Here is a 15,987-nt window from a genome sequence, read left to right on the forward strand (position 1 = left end):
GGCAATATGGATAAAGGTTTAGCCTAGCTAGACCGATTATATAGGAAATACAATGACTCAAAGCTTCGCAGAACTGTTTGAAGAAAGCCTGTTAACCGTCGAAATGGCGCCAGGCTCAATTGTTACTGGTATTGTTGTTGATATTGACAGCGAATGGGTAACTGTTCATGCAGGTCTTAAATCTGAAGGCGTAATTCCTCGTTCTCAGTTCCTAACGGAAAGTGGTGAGTTCAGCTTAAACATCGGTGACGAAGTTAAAGTTGCACTTGAAGCTGTGGAAGATGGTTTCGGTGAGACTAAATTGTCTCGCGAAAAAGCGAAACGTGCAGAGACTTGGTCTGTGCTTGAAAAAGCTTACGAAGAAAATGCCATTGTTCACGGTGTAATTAACGGTAAGGTCAAAGGTGGCTTCACTGTTGATATCGCTAACATCCGTGCTTTCTTACCTGGTTCTTTGGTAGATGTTCGCCCAATCCGCGATACTTCTCACCTAGAAGGTGTGGATCTAGAGTTCAAACTTATTAAGCTTGATCAAAAACGCAACAACGTTGTTGTATCTCGTCGTGCCGTTATGGAAGCGACAAACAGCGCTGAACGCGAAACATTGCTTGCTTCTCTTGAAGAAGGCCAAGAAGTTAAAGGTATTGTTAAAAACCTTACTGATTACGGTGCTTTCGTTGATCTTGGTGGTGTTGATGGTCTTCTACATATCACTGATATGGCTTGGAAACGCATTAAACATCCAAGTGAAATTATTGCAGTTGGTGACGAAATCGACGTTAAAGTCCTTAAATTTGACCGCGAGCGTAACCGTGTGTCTCTAGGTCTTAAACAGTTGGGTGAAGATCCATGGGTGGCTATCAAAGCTCGTTACCCAGAGAACACTAAAGTAACTGCTAAAGTTACTAACTTGACTGACTACGGTTGCTTCGCTGAACTTGAAGAAGGCGTTGAAGGTCTAGTTCACGTATCTGAAATGGATTGGACTAACAAAAACATCCACCCATCTAAAGTTGTTCAGATCGGTGATGAAGTTGAAGTTATGGTTCTTGATATTGACGAAGAACGTCGTCGTATCTCTCTAGGTATCAAACAGTGCACCATGAATCCATGGGAAGAGTTTGCTACTTCTTTCAACAAAGGCGACAAAATCTCTGGCGCAATCAAGTCTATCACTGACTTTGGTGTGTTCATTGGTCTTGACGGCGGTATTGACGGCCTTGTTCACCTATCTGACCTATCTTGGGAAGAAACTGGTGAAGATGCAGTTCGTAAATACAAGAAAGGCGATATGCTAGAAACAGTTGTATTGTCTATCGACGCTGAGCGCGAGCGTATTTCTCTAGGTGTTAAACAACTAGAAGAAGATCCGTTCCTTGCTTTCGTAGCAGAAAATGACAAAGGCACTATCGTTAACGGTACTGTCTCTGAAGTTGATGCGAAAGGTGCTGTAATTGTTCTTGCTGAAGGCGTTGAAGCTACTTTGAAAGTATCTGAAATTAGCCGTGAACGTGTTGAAGATGCAACATCTGTATTGAAAGAAGGCGATAAAGTGGAAGCGGCGATCATCAATGTTGATCGTAAAGCTCGTACTATTACTCTTTCTATCAAGCAGAAAGATGCAACTGAAGAGAAGACTGCGTTGAAAGCGCATTCTGAGAAACAGCAAGTTGAAGCGAATGGTCCTACCACTATCGGTGATTTGATCAAAGCACAACTAGAAAACCAAAACTAAGTTTTGATTTTTAGCAGTTATAAAAAAGCGGGCTTAGGCCCGCTTTTTTTGTATCTAATTTTAGTGAATTTATTGACAAGAAAACTATACACAAAACATGTGGATAACTATGGGTATAGAGTCGGTGTATGTTTTTTTAGCGTAGTGAGTTGAGTAATTTTTCTGTGTCTTTTTCGTCCCAATCTTCTTTCTCCGATAAGTCTTTTAGTTCTTCGCTTTGTTGAGTGTTATGAAGATTTTTTCTGAATTTTGCATAATGGAAGTCTTTTATCAGGCGTTCGTCTTGTTCTGAGCGATAAAGCGGCTTTTTTTCGATATTTTCTGATTTATTTTTATCCATGGAGTCAATTTTTTTGTAAGTATTTAAGAACTGTTTTTTATTCATGTTCTACTCTCTTATTCATGTTCTATTCGAAGAATTTCGAGATGATCGTTTCTTGCACACCATTTGATATTAATATCCCAAAGAGTGATGCCATGTTCCCTATCAACTTGCTCAGATAAGTATGATGGTCGAGGATCTTGTTCAATAATTTGTTTTATTAAAGTCGTTATTTCTCTATTGTGCAAACTTTCATAATGTTCGCATTGTAGTTTTGCTTCTCTAGAAAAGACTACTGTTTTTGTTGGTGCCGATGTGGGGGCAAAACCACCTTTGGAGTCGGGAATGCTGTCGGCATAAGGTAGATAAGGTTTTATATCTAAAATAGGCGTCCCGTCTAATAAATCAGCGCCATGTAAATCGATAAAAACTTTTTTGTCTTTTTGATATATGCGGCCTATTTTTATAACGGATAAGCCAATCGGATTAGGTCTGTGTGTTGCTCGTGTTGCGAATACACCTAGTTTTTCTTTTCCACCTAAGCGTGGAGGGCGGACTTTTGCTTTCCATTTTTCTGTTAAGCAGGCGTGAAAAATAAATTGAACCCAGATATGAGAAAAATCACTTAGGCCTTCTAACATGTCAACTCGGTTATAAGGAGGGATAAGTTCGATGCGTGCTGTTGATTCAGTGACTAACCCTGGTTGACGAGGAATTCCAAACTTTTCCTTATAACATGAGTGGACAATGCCGATTGTTGAGAGTGTAAAAGAAGTAGAGGCTGGCACTGGAGTTTCCTTTTCGTGAAAATCTGCACTAAATGAATAAAAATATTGTGATAGTATACTGACTTGTTTAGTTGGATCACGATCTATTTTGTGGCCTATTATTTGTTATTTTTACTTTTGTTAGAGATTAAAAATGTCTTTAGAATCTTATATGAATCAAATTGGTCAGCAAGCTAGGGCGGCTTCCCGCCTACTTGCTAAAGCATCCACTCAGCAAAAAAACATGGCTCTGTTTGCTATGGCAGAAGCTTTAGAAGATGCGCGACCTCGATTAATAGAAGAAAACTTAAAAGACATGGAAAATGGTCGGACTAAGGGGCTTGATGATGCTCTGCTGGATCGTTTATTACTTAATGATAAGCGTATTGATAGCATGATTGAAGGCTTGAAACAGGTTGCTTCTTTACCCGATCCAATTGGTGAGATATCAGGTATGGTATATCTCCCATCAGGTATTCAGCGTGGTCAAATGAGAGTACCTCTTGGTGTTGTTGGTATCATTTATGAGTCCCGCCCTAATGTAACCATTGATGCTGCGAGTTTGTGTTTGAAGTCAGGTAATGCAACTATTTTACGTGGTGGATCGGAAGCTTTTTATTCGAATCAAGCTATTGCCGAAGCCGTTGTGAAAGGCTTGGAACTCTCTGGACTGCCTTCTACTGCTGTTCAAGTTTTAAACACAACAGATAGAGAAGCGGTAGGTAAATTAATTACTATGCCTGAATATGTCGACGTCATTGTACCTCGTGGCGGTAAAGGCTTGATTGAGCGTATTAGTAAAAACGCTCGTGTTCCTGTGATTAAACATCTTGATGGTAATTGTCACGTTTATATCGATAATGAAGCTGATTTTGATAAGGCGTTTAAAATTGCCCTAAATGCAAAAACACGTCGCTATGGTGTGTGTAATGCAATGGAGTCGTTATTAATCCATGTTGAGATAGCGAAAGAAGTATTACCTCCATTAGTGAGTGCGTTTGAAGGTAAGGGGGTGGAGCTGGTCGGTTGCGAGCAATCTAGATCTATTTCTGCTTCTATTGGAATTGCGACAGAGGAGGATTGGTATACAGAATACCATGCACCTAAACTGTCTATTAAAATTGTTTCCGACATGGATGAAGCTATAGCTCATATCAATCAATATGGTTCTCATCATACTGACGCAATCGTATCGCAAAATTATTCGAAAACACGTGCTTTTATGACGGAAGTTGACTCATCATCAGTCATGATAAATGCCTCAACGTCATTTGCTGATGGTTTTGAGTATGGGTTTGGTGCTGAAATTGGAATTTCGACAGATAAAATTCATGCCCGTGGTCCAGTTGGTTTGTTAGGATTAACAAGTCAAAAGTACATAGTGCTTGGTGACGGCCATACCCGTGACAATTAAAGCTGATAAGATTTCTAGTAAATCTGGCGTTGCTATTATGGGAGGGACATTTGATCCTATCCATAATGGTCATCTACGAACGGCCGTCGAAGTATTGGATCGCTATCAGTATTCTGAATTAAGACTGATTCCTTGTTTTCAGCCTGTCCATAAAGATAGGCCAAGGGTTACTCCTCAACAGCGTTTGGATATGGCTCGGCTTGCTATTTCATGCCATGAAAACTTGAGTGTGGATTCTCGTGAAATAGAGCGAGAGGGGCCTAGTTATAGTATTGATACATTACGAGAGATTAGGACTGAAATAGGTCCGGATGAACCATTAATTATGGTGTTAGGTATGGATAGTTTTTTATCTCTTCCTACTTGGTATGATTGGTATGCATTGATTGAGTTTGCACACATTTTAGTGGTATCTCGTCCAGGGTGGGAGCCAGATCTGATTTCGGAGTTGAGTGCTTTTTGCGAAAACTATCGTGCCTTTTCATCCCATGAGTTACAATGCGCGCCTTCGGGTCGTATCTGGTTTGAGACACTAACTCCTTTAGGGATATCTTCTAGCATGATTAGGTCGTTGGCAAATAAGCATGAATCTATTGCGTATTTACTTCCAGAGCCCGTTCAAAAATACATAGAACAACATCAATTATATCGATAGGATAACGTAATTATATGAGTCAACTTAATCTCACAGCGGATCAAATTTTAGCTCTTGCCGTTGAAGCATTAGAAGATGTCAAGGGTGATAGGATCACTGTGTTGAATGTAGGAAACCATACCGACATGATGGATTATATGGTGATTTGCACCGGTACTTCTAAGCGTCATGTTAATGGTTTGGGACAGAATGTAATTGAGCATCTTAAATCTAAAGGTCTTCAACCATTAGGGTTTGAAGGTCGAGGAGCAGGAAGTGATTGGGTGTTGGTTGATTTGCATGACGTTGTTGTTCATGTGATGACTGAAGAAGCTCGAGCCTTTTATGATCTTGAGAAGTTATGGGACATTAAACCAGAAACTTTATAAGGTTTTTTTGATGCGAGTTCGTTTGATTGCTGTTGGTAATAAAATGCCCAAATGGGTAACTCAAGGTTATGATGATTATGCAAAACGTCTACCAAAAGACTTTGCGCTCGAACTTATTGAGATACCTATGTCACCACGGGGTAAAAACACAGATATACCGAAAGCTATTCGTAAGGAAGGAGATGCCATGCTTGAGGCTATCCCTTCTGGAGATAAGGTGATAGCTATGGAAGTATTGGGCAAAGAATGGTCTACCGAGCAGCTCGCAGATCAAACAGAGCAATGGCGAATGGATGGTTACAACGTTAGTTTATTAGTAGGCGGTCCCGATGGGCTTGATCCACGATGTACCTCTCGTGCTGATCAGGTTTGGTCATTGTCTCGTTTGACACTACCTCATCCTATGGTGAGGATTCTTTTATCAGAGCAAATTTACCGTGCTTGGACTCTCATGAATAATCATCCGTATCACAGATAAGGTGAATTGATGAGCCGTCAAAACCAACATTTTCGTAATTATCATCAAGAGAAACGACTTACTCAGCGTCGTATAATAGCTGCTGCTATTTTTGTTTTGTCATTAGTTGCCATATTAATGGCAAGGCTATTTTATCTTCAAATTATAGAGCACGAACTTTATCAAACTAAGGCGAATGATAACCGAGTTATGTTGGTTACCAATCCTCCACCCCGTGGTTTAATTTATGATCGTAATGGTTTGGTACTTGCCGATAATCGACCAATACACAGTTTGACAGTTATTCCAGAGCGTGTCGAAAGTCTCTCTCACCTTAAAGAAATGCTTTCTGATATTATCGAAATTACAGACAGTGAGTGGGAGGATTTTGACAGTCGATTAAAAGAATATCGTCGGCCTTATCAGTCTCTTACGTTGAAATCTCAATTAAGTGATGAAGAGTGGGCAAAAGTTGCGGTTGATTTGTATAAGCTGGATGGTGTTCAGGTTGAAGCTCAGCTAACGCGTTATTATCCATATGGAGAGGCTTTTGCCCATGCTATTGGTTATGTGGGGCGAATTACATCAAATGATCTAGAGCGAGTTGATAAGTTGGCTTATCAAGGCGCTTTGTTTATTGGTAAGACTGGTATTGAGGGCTTTTATGAAAAGGAGCTGTTTGGTGAGGCGGGCCTTAGTAAAGTTGAAGTAAATGCTCGCGGACGCATTATGTCTGAATTGGAAAATCAAAGTCCAATGCCAGGTAAAGATTTACACTTATATTTAGATGCTAGATTACAACAATATGCTTATGATTTACTTGGTGATTATACTGGATCTGTTGTTGCAATTGACCCTTCTACAGGGGGGATTCTAGCTTTAGTTTCTAAACCTGCCTTTGACCCCAACTTATTTGTTCGTGGTATTTCAGTTAAAGATTACTCAATACTGCGCCAGTCTAAAAGACTTCCTCTTTTTAACCGCGCCTTGCGTGGTGGTTATCCCCCAGCTTCAACTATCAAACCTTTTATGGCTCTTGCGGGGCTTGAATACGGCTTTGCTTCATGGACTGAGCGTTATTTTGCAAAAGGTTATTATCAGATTAATCCAGATGGGCGTCGATATCGAGATTGGAAGCGAACGGGCCATGGTTGGATTGATTTAGAACGTTCTATTATTGAATCCGTTGATACTTATTATTATCAGTTATCCAATAAGATGGGGATTACCCCTATACATAATTTCTTATCCCGCTTTGGTTTTGGCAAAAGTAGTTTATTGGATTTAAATGGCGACAGTATTGGTTTGTTGCCATCGAATGAATGGAAGCAAGCTAAATATAAAGAACCCTGGTATCCAGGAGACTCAGTTAACGTAGGTATTGGGCAGGGGTTCATGGTTGCGACTCCAGTGCAGATTGCTACTGCAACATCAGCGTTAGCAAGCAAAGGCCACTATTATAATCCTCGTATGGCAAATACCATTGGGGGTGAACCTGCAACTTTTGAGGGTGATCGAGGCGAAGCCCAAAATATTATTTTAAAAGATCAACGAAACTGGGATCGTATGACGAATGCGATGAGAAAGGTAATTACCGATTCAAAAGGTACCGCCAGACGTTTGCGAGGAACAAAATATGATATCGCAGGTAAAACCGGTACAGGGCAGGTTTTTAGTCTACAAGAAGATGAGGAGTACGACTCTGATAAATTAGAGAAAAGGTTGCATGACCACGCCTTGTTTATTGGTTTTGCTCCAGCTAAGAACCCTAAGATTTCAGTGTTTGCCATTTTCGAGAATGGTGGAAGTAGTTCTAAACCTGCAGACTTAAGTAAGCAGCTGTTTGATGCTTACCTTTATGACGATTACCCAGCACAGTATGATTATTTAAAAGGTAAACAATAATGACTGATAGCTTTTATCGTAGAGCGCTGGCTTTTACCAATGCGCGTTTATGGAAGTTGGTTCATATTGATATTTTGCTTATTGGCTCTTTATTACTTTTAATTGGCGGTGGTTTATTTGTTCTATATTCCGCCTCTGGGCAAAATGAAGCCATGGTTGAGCGACAGATTTTTCGTTTAATTATAGGGATGATTGTTTGTCTGACCTTGGCGCAATTACCTCCTAAATATATGCGCCGCTCTTCTCCTGCTTTGTTTGTTTTTATCTCTGTTCTTTTGGTGGGTGTATTGCTGTTTGGTGTCGGTGCAAAAGGTGCTCAGCGTTGGTTGTCCTTACCAGGAGGGTTAAGGTTTCAACCATCAGAAATTATGAAAATTGTCATGCCAATGATGATCGCCTGGTATTTTTCAGATAGGCAGTTGCCGCCGTCGTTTAAGCAAATCGCTTCCGTATTGGGTTTGATTGTTTTACCTGTCTTACTTATTGCTAAGCAGCCAGACTTAGGAACCTCTTTGTTGGTAGCCGTATCTGGTATTTTTGTTTTGTTTCTGGCTGGCCTTGGTTGGCGCTATATTCTTGGTGCTGCTGCATTTGCGCCAATTGCAGGCTATACCCTTTGGCAAGTTATGCATGATTACCAGCGCCAGCGTGTACTGACTTTTTTAAATCCTGAAAGTGACCCATTAGGCTCTGGTTGGAATATTATTCAGTCCAAAACAGCCATTGGTTCGGGTGGCCTTTATGGTAAAGGTTGGATGGAAGGGACACAGGCTCAGTTGGATTTCCTCCCAGAAAGTCATACGGATTTTATTATTGCTGTGCTTGCTGAAGAATTTGGAATGTTAGGCTGTGGTTTATTAATTTTAGCCTATTTACTTGTTATTGCTCGAGGTTTGTATATCGCTGCCAATGCAGAAGATAACTATGCTCGTTTACTGGCTGGTAGTTTGACATTAACCTTCTTCGTCTACATGTTTGTAAATATTGGTATGGTATCAGGCATTTTGCCGGTTGTTGGGGTACCCTTACCACTCGTAAGTTACGGTGGTACTTCTATTATTACTATCATGGCGACATTCGGTATTTTGATGTCGATACAAACACATAAAAGAGCGAGATGATGATTAAACAAGCAGCATTAGCATTTTTTATGCTTGGTCTCACTGGGTGTAGTGGTGCAGATCATAATTCACTGCCTATAAATTCGGGGGTTAGTAACTCCCTTTTAGAAGATATGCCTAAAAGTTTGGCTGACTCTTATGCTATCAATCCGGAAGTGCAGCTTTTTATAAACCAAATGGTGCAAGAGCATAGTTATGATAGAAAACGCTTAGAGCTTGCTTTTTCTCATATTAAAGTACGTCCCACGGTTATTAATAAATCAGATAATCAGCCTGAATCTATTACACCTTATTATGAGTATAAGACACGCTTTGTTACCAGAGAACGAGCTAGAACTGGCTATCACTTTGCCAAACGTAATGAAAAGTGGCTTGAAAAAGCAGAGCAGGAGTTTGGTGTTGAATCTAATGTAATTGTTGCATTGATAGGTGTCGAAACTTATTACGGACGTATAACCGGTTCGAAAGATGTCTTTACTTCTTTAACAACACTTGCATTTGATTATCCAAGACGAAAAGAATATTTTCAAAGCGAACTTGAAGCTTATTTATTGCTCGCTCGCGATGAAGGTTGGGATATTGGTGAGACTAAGGGGTCTTATAGTGGTGCGATGGGGATGGTTCAGTTTATGCCCAGTAACTATAGCAAGCTTGCTATAGATTACGATAAAGATGGCCATGTTGATTTATGGAACTCTGAAGCTGATGCAATTGGCAGTGTGGCTAACTATCTTAAACACCATGGGTGGGAAAAAGGTCAGCCTTGGTTTGTTCTTGCTCAAGTAGCAGACCCTGAGAGTGTTGCTGATGAAATTAACCGTGGCAGAGTCCCTGATACAGATATAGATACGTGGTCCTCTCTTGGGGTGTTACCCACGCAATCATTTTTTCCAGCTAAAACAGGCTTGATTGGGCTAAGGACAAGCTCAGAGGATGTATCCTACTGGCTTGCTTATGAAAACTTTTTTACGATTATGGACTATAACCCTAGTAGACGTTATGCCATGTCAGTATTGGAACTTGCTGTGAGCATAGGGAACTATGAAAGTAATTAATACACTATTTGTTGCTGGTATTTGTTTGCTTACATTAAATGGTTGTCTAAGTACCCGTCATGTTCTAGGGCTTGATGATGCAGATTATGAAAAGGCTTCTGGCGGTGGTCGTTATTCAATTTTACAAGATCATGCGCCAACAGGCGATATCAAGGTAGATCACCTTCCTGATTTAGTTCCTAAGTGGGAGCCAAAGAGTCGAGGAGGAAATAAAAGTACCTATGAAGTTTGGGGTAAGACCTATCGAGTTATGGATTCTGCTAAAGGTTATTCAGCAGAAGGGACTGCTTCCTGGTATGGCAAGAAATTTCATGGTCATAAAACCTCAAATGGGGAAATATATGACATGTATACCTTTTCAGCGGCCCATAAATCCTTGCCAATACCGACTTACTTAAAGGTAACTAATTTAGATAATCAACGTACTGTGATTGTCAGGGTAAATGATAGAGGGCCTTTTCACGGTGACCGATTAATTGATCTTTCGTATGCGGCAGCGGCGAGATTAGACTATCATAAAAAAGGTTTGGCTCGTGTTCGAATTGAGGCTATTACACCAGAACCAGGAGAGGCTTATAACCCTGTGAATCATGTCTCTAAAAACGTTGCCAATTCTTCGGAGAGCTCGTCAGATAAGGCGTTGACGGTAACTTCACAGGATGAACCTGTGATTTCTACAGAGCAAAATTTCACTCATTTGCAGCTTGGGGCTTTCAGTGCTGAGCAGTCCGCAGATAGGCTAAAACAACGGCTGTTTGAATCGTTTGATACGGAAATTAAGATTTTAGTTGTGAAGCAAAATGATGGTCTGTTTAAAGTATTAGTGGGACCTTATTATGATGCTAATGAATTAACTGGTTGGCAAGATAAATTGCAAGAAGAAGGTTTTGGAACCCCTGTTAGGGTTGTTGTGCTGCCTTAGGTACTCTTTGTTTGGGCTAGAGATTCATGTATTGCTCTAGTATTATTTATTCACATTTTTTTTAGAAGACGACATTTTGAGTATGAAAAAACTCCTAGTTACTTTATCCCTTATTTTTAGTTTCGTTAGCAATTCTGTATTAGCTGCTGTCCCATTGATTCCAGCCCCCCTCAATTGTCTGCGAGCAGTTACATTCTTATGGATGCTTACACAGGCGATATATTAGTTGAGCATAATGCGGATGAAGAATTACCACCGGCTAGTCTGACTAAATTAATGACCTCTTATATCATTGAATATGAGATGGCCCGCGGGAACCTATCATTCGGAGATCAAATCAGTGTCAGTGAGAAAGCTTGGCGTATGGAAGGATCTCGAATGTTTATTCGAGAAGGAACCAAGGTTTCACTAGAAGACTTAATGCGCGGTATTATTATTCAGTCTGGTAATGACGCCAGTGTTGCCGCTGCTGAGCATATCGCTGGTAGTGAATCTGCATTTGCTGATCTTATGAATCAACATGCTCAATTGTTGGGAATGACACACAGTAACTTTGTGAACTCAACGGGCTACCCAGCAGAAGGGCATTACTCTACTGCTCATGACATTGCTAAACTATCTCGAGCTAAAATTCTACAATTTCCTGAAAACTATGGAATGTATTCAGAGAAATATTTTACCTACAATAATATTCGTCAGCCTAATCGAAATAAATTGTTGTGGCGTGATAAAACAGTTGATGGGTTAAAAACGGGTCATACAGATGCGGCTGGTTACTGTTTAGCTGCTTCAGCCTTACGTAACGGTACACGCTTAATTACTGTTGTTATGGGAACTAAATCTGATAACGCACGAGCAACAGAGTCTCAAAAATTACTGGATTATGGTTTCAGATATTATGAGACGCGTAAACTTTATAGTCGTGGGCAAGTCGTAAACAATGCACGTGTTTGGGGGGAAGTCAGTCAAGTGTTAAAGTTGGTTTTGCCGAAGATGTGCTTGTTACAATTCCTCGTCAACAAGGTGAATCTATTCCGGCCGTTCTTGATATGCAGAAGCAAATTGTTGCTCCTATCGCCATTGGTGATGTGTTAGGTACCATTGTTGTTGGCACAAAAGATAATGTCTTGCTGGAACGCTCAGTTGTTGCACTCGAAGCCGTCGACGAAGGTGGTTTCTTCAAGCGAATGTTTGATAATATTAAACTTTTCTTCATGAATTTGTTTTAAGCCTTAAAATAGGCGAATGGTAATTTAATGGCATTAATTACAAAAGATGGTGATCAAGCTGAGAAAGCTATAGATGCGCCAAAAATTGAGTTTCCATGTGATGACTACGTTATTAAAGTGGTTTCTCTTGAAGTGGAGGGTATTCATGCAACACTTGGTGAATGCCTTAAAACTCATGCACCTGAAATGAACCCAGATACTGCAAAAGTGAATCGTTCGAGTAAAGGTCGTTTTGTAAGTTATAGTTTTCGAATAGTGGCAAAAAGTGAGGCGCAATTATCTGCTTTACATGGTGATTTAATGGCAATAGAAGCCGTTAAAATGGTCATGTAAATGGAGCTTGACTTGATTTGCCGAGATTTGGGAATGGTCGAATATTCCGAAACATGGAATCGGATGAAAAACTTTACTCAAACTCGTACAAAAGACGATGCCGATGAAATTTGGCTTTTAGAACATCCACCTTTATTTACTCAAGGGCAGGCTGGTAAGCAAGAGCATCTATTAGCACCGGGTGATATTCCTGTAATTCAGGTCGACCGTGGTGGTCAGGTCACGTATCATGGCCCCGGACAATTGGTTGCTTACGTATTAATTGATCTGAAACGCTTAGGAATAGGAGTTCGAGATCTGGTTAACGTATTGGAAAATGCCGTTGTTCAGATTTTGGCTAGGAGTGCAATAAATGCTTACCCTAAACCAGATGCGCCAGGCGTCTATGTCGATGGGGACAAGATTGCTTCATTAGGGTTGAGAGTTCGCCGAGGCTGTTCATTTCATGGGCTTGCTTTGAATGTTGATATGGATCTCACACCTTTCGATCGTATTAATCCATGTGGCTACCAAGGCTTAAAAATGGTTGATATGAAACGCTTGAATAACGATGTAGCTTTATCAAATATTAAAGTTCAGTTGGCGAATCAGCTTGCTGAACTACTCGGATATACGTATCCGGCTATCCAACAAGGGTGGAAATAAAATGACAACAGAACGCAAACGCGTTGTCCAAGGGGAAAAATTACGTGGCGCCGACAAAATGGCACGTATTCCTATCAAGATTGTTCCAACAGAAGAAATTCCTAGAAAGCCTGATTGGCTTCGTGTTCGTATGCCAGCATCACCTGAAATTGCTCGCATCAAGAGCACTTTACGAGAGCATAAGTTAGCGTCAGTATGCGAAGAAGCAAATTGCCCGAACTTAGGTGAATGTTTTAGTAACGGTACGGCGACCTTTATGATTATGGGTGAAATTTGTACCCGTCGCTGTCCTTTCTGTGATGTTGCTCACGGTCGTCCGAATCCTTTGAAAGAAGATGAACCAAAAGAATTGGCCGCAGCTATTCGTGATATGAAATTGAAATATGTAGTGATTACCTCTGTGGATCGTGATGATCTTCGTGATGGTGGCGCACAGCATTTTGTTGAATGTATTACAGAGACACGGGCAGCAAGTCCAAATATCGAAATTGAAACCTTGGTACCTGATTTCCGTGGTCGTATGGAAGTCGCTGTTGATACGCTTTCTATCGCGCCACCTGATGTGTTTAATCATAATTTGGAGTCTATTCCACGTTTGTACCGTCAGGTAAGACCAGGGTCTGATTACCAATGGTCATTAGACTTGTTGAAAAATTTTAAAGACCGTTGTCCTGATGTAGCCACTAAGTCTGGTTTAATGGTTGGTATGGGTGAAACGTTCGAAGAGATCGTTGAAGTCTTAAAGGACTTAAGAGCACATAACGTTGATATGTTGACCATAGGCCAATATTTACAGCCTTCTAAACATCATTTTCCAATGGATCGCTTTGTTCATCCTGAAGAATTTGCACGTTATGAACAAGTAGCAAAAGACCTTGGCTTTAAGCATGCAGCATGTGGACCTTTGGTTCGCTCGTCTTACCATGCAGATAAGCAAGCTCATGGTGAACACGTTTCTTAATTTCTTTGTGTATTGAAGTAAAGCGGAGTTGAGATTTTTCTTGGCCCCGCTTTTTTTATTCTTAAAAATAAATAAGCGATGCCATTATACTTCCCTATGGCATACGTTATTTAATGACTGTGTTACTCACAGCAATTTAGTTTTGGAGATGATATGAAGCCTTGGTCCATTAAAGATTCAATGGAACTTTATAATGTGAGTCACTGGAGTAGTGGTTTTTTTTCTATTAATGATAAAGGTCGTGTGGTCGCTCTACCTGACAGAGAAAACGACATTGACCTTACTGAGTTGTCTAGTGCTCTTAAAGAGCAAGGTATTCCTTATCCATGCCTTGTCCGTTTTCCTAATATTTTGCATTCACGTATTGAAAAAATCACCAACTCTTTTCAACAAGCAATTGAGCATTATAACTATCAGGCTAAGTACGCCATTGTCTATCCGATCAAAGTAAATCAGCAGAGACGAGTTGTTGAAGAGATAGCAGCTTGTCAGCCTGATAATTTGTCTACTGTTGGCTTAGAAGCCGGCAGTAAACCTGAACTGATGGCTGTGTTAGCCATGCATAAAAATGCTGACGGTATTATTGTGTGCAATGGTTATAAAGACCGAGAATTTATCCACCTTGCTTTGATGGCAGAGAAAATGGGACATCAAGTTTTTCTCGTTGTTGAAAAAATGCATGAACTTGATTGGATTTTAGAAGAAGCGGAAAAAATTGGCGTTCAGCCTCGTATTGGTATTCGTATTCGACTGGCTTCAACATGCACAACACACTGGGGAAACAGTGGTGGTGAAAAATCTAAATTCGGATTGACCACATCTCAACTATTACGCGCAGTTGATCGTTTACGCGAATTGGGTTTGCTGCACTGTTTAGAGCTGATTCATTTTCATTTAGGTTCACAAATAACACGTATTCGAGACATTCAGAACAGCTTGAAAGAGTGTGCACGCTATTATGCTGAATTGCATCAAATGGATGTGAAAGTGAAATGGGTTGATGTTGGCGGTGGCTTGGGGGTCGATTATGAAGGTACTCGTTGTCAGAATGATTTTTCAGCTAACTACAGTATTGGTGAATATGCGAATAATGTCGTTTTCGCTTTCCATAATGTGTGTGAGCAATACGATCTTCCTCATCCACATATAATTTCAGAATCAGGTCGTGCAGTGACAGCTCATCATGCCATGATGATTGCGGATGTATTTTCACATGGTGCAGAGCTTTTACCAATAGAAGAACCTGTTGAAGGCAGTGAGCTTGAATTACAGCGGCTGTGGTCGTCTTATCAAAGTCTGAAAAGTGATAATGATGGAGAGAGCCGTTCATTGGTGGAGATCTACCATGATCTACTCGATGATTTTAATGACAGCTTAACCTTATATAACCATGGTCAGCTAAACCTATCTCAAAGAGCGCAAGCTGAAAATCTATTCTTGTCTGCTTGCCGTAATTTATTACCTAAACTTGATAATCGTAACCGTGGACATCGAGCTGTAATTGATGAGCTGAATGAGCGATTAGCTGAGAAGGTTTTTGTTAATTTGTCGGTTTTTCAGTCTATGCCAGACGCATGGGGAATCAATCAGCTTTTCCCAGTTTTGCCATTACAAGGGCTGGAACAGGCGCCTTCTTTTAGAGGTAAAATTCAGGATGTTACCTGTGACTCGGATGGTTGTTTATACAGTTATGTAGATGGTCAGGGTATCGAATCTTCTTTACCTTTACCTCCACCGCCAGCAAAAGGAGAAGACTATCTGATGGGGTTTTTCTTGGTTGGTGCATACCAAGAGACTTTAGGTGATTTACATAATTTATTCGGTGATACCTGCTCCGTAGATGTATATTTAACTGATACAGGTTTTAAAATTGATCATGTTTTAAAAGGTGATAGTGTCCAAGATGTACTGAAATACGTTAGTTATGATGAGCAGGTTCTACTTAAACGTTACCAAGAAAAAATTGCCTTGAGTCCGTTAAGCGAGAGTGAGAAAACCGATTTGCTTATTCTTTATAAGAAGGTTTTGTGTGGCACAACGTATTTAGCATGAGTATTGGTAAGAAGGTTTTAACGTCCAAAAGTTGATTTAATGACTA

17 protein-coding genes are annotated in these 15,987 nt (G+C 40.4%); 15 read left to right on the forward strand and 2 right to left on the reverse strand.

Annotation, left to right across the window (positions count from 1 at the left end):
• The first annotated feature begins 52 nt into the window (after positions 1-52).
• Positions 53-1,735 (forward strand): 30S ribosomal protein S1, encoded by a 1,683-nt coding sequence (rpsA, locus tag AC0L3Y_RS11750; protein WP_473463191.1) that lies wholly within the window; start codon positions 53-55, stop codon positions 1,733-1,735.
• Positions 1,736-1,871: 136 nt separating this feature from the next.
• Here rpsA and AC0L3Y_RS11755 read toward each other — a convergent pair whose 3' ends face one another.
• Both AC0L3Y_RS11755 and tsaA read right to left on the reverse strand, forming a co-directional pair.
• Complete coding sequence (locus AC0L3Y_RS11755) at positions 1,872-2,120, reverse strand: hypothetical protein (protein WP_473463194.1); 249 nt, start codon at positions 2,118-2,120, stop codon at positions 1,872-1,874.
• Between the two features lie 11 nt (positions 2,121-2,131).
• On the reverse strand, positions 2,132-2,845 hold the full coding sequence (tsaA, locus tag AC0L3Y_RS11760; RefSeq protein ID WP_473463198.1) for a tRNA (N6-threonylcarbamoyladenosine(37)-N6)-methyltransferase TrmO: 714 nt from the start codon (positions 2,843-2,845) through the stop codon (positions 2,132-2,134).
• Positions 2,846-2,978: 133 nt separating this feature from the next.
• On the opposite strand from tsaA, the gene AC0L3Y_RS11765 reads away from it, so the two are divergent.
• From AC0L3Y_RS11765 to speA, 14 genes are all read left to right on the forward strand, one after another.
• Positions 2,979-4,238 (forward strand): glutamate-5-semialdehyde dehydrogenase, encoded by a 1,260-nt coding sequence (locus AC0L3Y_RS11765; protein WP_473463203.1) that lies wholly within the window; start codon positions 2,979-2,981, stop codon positions 4,236-4,238.
• Positions 4,228-4,893 (forward strand): nicotinate-nucleotide adenylyltransferase, encoded by a 666-nt coding sequence (nadD, locus tag AC0L3Y_RS11770; protein WP_473463207.1) that lies wholly within the window; start codon positions 4,228-4,230, stop codon positions 4,891-4,893. The genes AC0L3Y_RS11765 and nadD overlap by 11 nt, the downstream gene beginning before the upstream one ends.
• A gap of 14 nt (positions 4,894-4,907) precedes the next feature.
• Entirely contained in the window at positions 4,908-5,261 is a 354-nt protein-coding gene (rsfS, locus tag AC0L3Y_RS11775; protein WP_473463211.1) for a ribosome silencing factor, read from the forward strand.
• A 10-nt stretch (positions 5,262-5,271) separates the two neighbouring features.
• Complete coding sequence (gene rlmH / locus AC0L3Y_RS11780) at positions 5,272-5,739, forward strand: 23S rRNA (pseudouridine(1915)-N(3))-methyltransferase RlmH (protein ID WP_473463216.1); 468 nt, start codon at positions 5,272-5,274, stop codon at positions 5,737-5,739.
• Positions 5,740-5,748: 9 nt separating this feature from the next.
• Positions 5,749-7,623, forward strand: coding sequence for a penicillin-binding protein 2 (gene mrdA, locus AC0L3Y_RS11785; RefSeq protein ID WP_473463220.1), 1,875 nt, complete (start codon positions 5,749-5,751; stop codon positions 7,621-7,623).
• Complete coding sequence (rodA, locus tag AC0L3Y_RS11790; protein ID WP_473463224.1) at positions 7,623-8,744, forward strand: rod shape-determining protein RodA; 1,122 nt, start codon at positions 7,623-7,625, stop codon at positions 8,742-8,744. Before mrdA ends, rodA begins: the two co-directional genes overlap by 1 nt.
• Positions 8,741-9,799: a lytic murein transglycosylase B gene (gene mltB / locus AC0L3Y_RS11795; RefSeq protein WP_473463228.1), complete on the forward strand. Its 1,059-nt coding sequence runs from the start codon at positions 8,741-8,743 to the stop codon at positions 9,797-9,799. The genes rodA and mltB overlap by 4 nt, the downstream gene beginning before the upstream one ends.
• Positions 9,786-10,721, forward strand: a complete 936-nt coding sequence (locus tag AC0L3Y_RS11800; RefSeq protein ID WP_473463233.1) for a septal ring lytic transglycosylase RlpA family protein — start codon at positions 9,786-9,788, stop codon at positions 10,719-10,721. The genes mltB and AC0L3Y_RS11800 overlap by 14 nt, the downstream gene beginning before the upstream one ends.
• Before the next feature lie 198 nt (positions 10,722-10,919).
• Positions 10,920-11,816 carry a D-alanyl-D-alanine carboxypeptidase family protein gene (locus AC0L3Y_RS11805; RefSeq protein WP_473463236.1) on the forward strand — a complete coding sequence of 299 codons (897 nt, stop codon included), beginning with the start codon at positions 10,920-10,922 and terminating at the stop codon, positions 11,814-11,816.
• Positions 11,717-11,950 (forward strand): hypothetical protein, encoded by a 234-nt coding sequence (locus tag AC0L3Y_RS11810; protein WP_473463241.1) that lies wholly within the window; start codon positions 11,717-11,719, stop codon positions 11,948-11,950. Before AC0L3Y_RS11805 ends, AC0L3Y_RS11810 begins: the two co-directional genes overlap by 100 nt.
• 27 nt (positions 11,951-11,977) lie before the next feature.
• A complete protein-coding gene (locus AC0L3Y_RS11815) occupies positions 11,978-12,283 on the forward strand; it encodes a YbeD family protein (RefSeq protein ID WP_473463245.1) in 306 nt (101 codons plus the stop codon).
• On the forward strand, positions 12,284-12,928 hold the full coding sequence (gene lipB / locus AC0L3Y_RS11820; protein WP_473463249.1) for a lipoyl(octanoyl) transferase LipB: 645 nt from the start codon (positions 12,284-12,286) through the stop codon (positions 12,926-12,928). It abuts the gene before it with no gap.
• A gap of 1 nt (position 12,929) precedes the next feature.
• Positions 12,930-13,889, forward strand: a complete 960-nt coding sequence (gene lipA, locus AC0L3Y_RS11825; RefSeq protein ID WP_473463253.1) for a lipoyl synthase — start codon at positions 12,930-12,932, stop codon at positions 13,887-13,889.
• 153 nt (positions 13,890-14,042) lie between these two features.
• Positions 14,043-15,941, forward strand: coding sequence for a biosynthetic arginine decarboxylase (gene speA, locus AC0L3Y_RS11830; protein WP_473463258.1), 1,899 nt, complete (start codon positions 14,043-14,045; stop codon positions 15,939-15,941).
• Positions 15,942-15,987: the final 46 nt, after the last annotated feature.

This window comes from Marinomonas sp. GJ51-14, assembly GCF_055808695.1.

What these genes read in the sequence shown, in the direction of transcription:
- mrdA (WP_473463220.1), top strand. Translation starts at nt 5,749, where the DNA reads ATGAGCCGTCAAAACCAACATTTTCGTAATTATCATCAAGAGAAACGA.
- AC0L3Y_RS11755 (WP_473463194.1), bottom strand. Translation starts at nt 2,120, where the DNA reads ATGAATAAAAAACAGTTCTTAAATACTTACAAAAAAATTGACTCCATG.
- rsfS (WP_473463211.1), top strand. Translation starts at nt 4,908, where the DNA reads ATGAGTCAACTTAATCTCACAGCGGATCAAATTTTAGCTCTTGCCGTT.
- rpsA (WP_473463191.1), top strand. Translation starts at nt 53, where the DNA reads ATGACTCAAAGCTTCGCAGAACTGTTTGAAGAAAGCCTGTTAACCGTC.
- rlmH (WP_473463216.1), top strand. Translation starts at nt 5,272, where the DNA reads ATGCGAGTTCGTTTGATTGCTGTTGGTAATAAAATGCCCAAATGGGTA.
- mltB (WP_473463228.1), top strand. Translation starts at nt 8,741, where the DNA reads ATGATGATTAAACAAGCAGCATTAGCATTTTTTATGCTTGGTCTCACT.
- lipB (WP_473463249.1), top strand. Translation starts at nt 12,284, where the DNA reads ATGGAGCTTGACTTGATTTGCCGAGATTTGGGAATGGTCGAATATTCC.
- AC0L3Y_RS11800 (WP_473463233.1), top strand. Translation starts at nt 9,786, where the DNA reads ATGAAAGTAATTAATACACTATTTGTTGCTGGTATTTGTTTGCTTACA.
- AC0L3Y_RS11815 (WP_473463245.1), top strand. Translation starts at nt 11,978, where the DNA reads ATGGCATTAATTACAAAAGATGGTGATCAAGCTGAGAAAGCTATAGAT.
- lipA (WP_473463253.1), top strand. Translation starts at nt 12,930, where the DNA reads ATGACAACAGAACGCAAACGCGTTGTCCAAGGGGAAAAATTACGTGGC.
- rodA (WP_473463224.1), top strand. Translation starts at nt 7,623, where the DNA reads ATGACTGATAGCTTTTATCGTAGAGCGCTGGCTTTTACCAATGCGCGT.
- speA (WP_473463258.1), top strand. Translation starts at nt 14,043, where the DNA reads ATGAAGCCTTGGTCCATTAAAGATTCAATGGAACTTTATAATGTGAGT.
- AC0L3Y_RS11765 (WP_473463203.1), top strand. Translation starts at nt 2,979, where the DNA reads ATGTCTTTAGAATCTTATATGAATCAAATTGGTCAGCAAGCTAGGGCG.
- AC0L3Y_RS11805 (WP_473463236.1), top strand. Translation starts at nt 10,920, where the DNA reads ATGGATGCTTACACAGGCGATATATTAGTTGAGCATAATGCGGATGAA.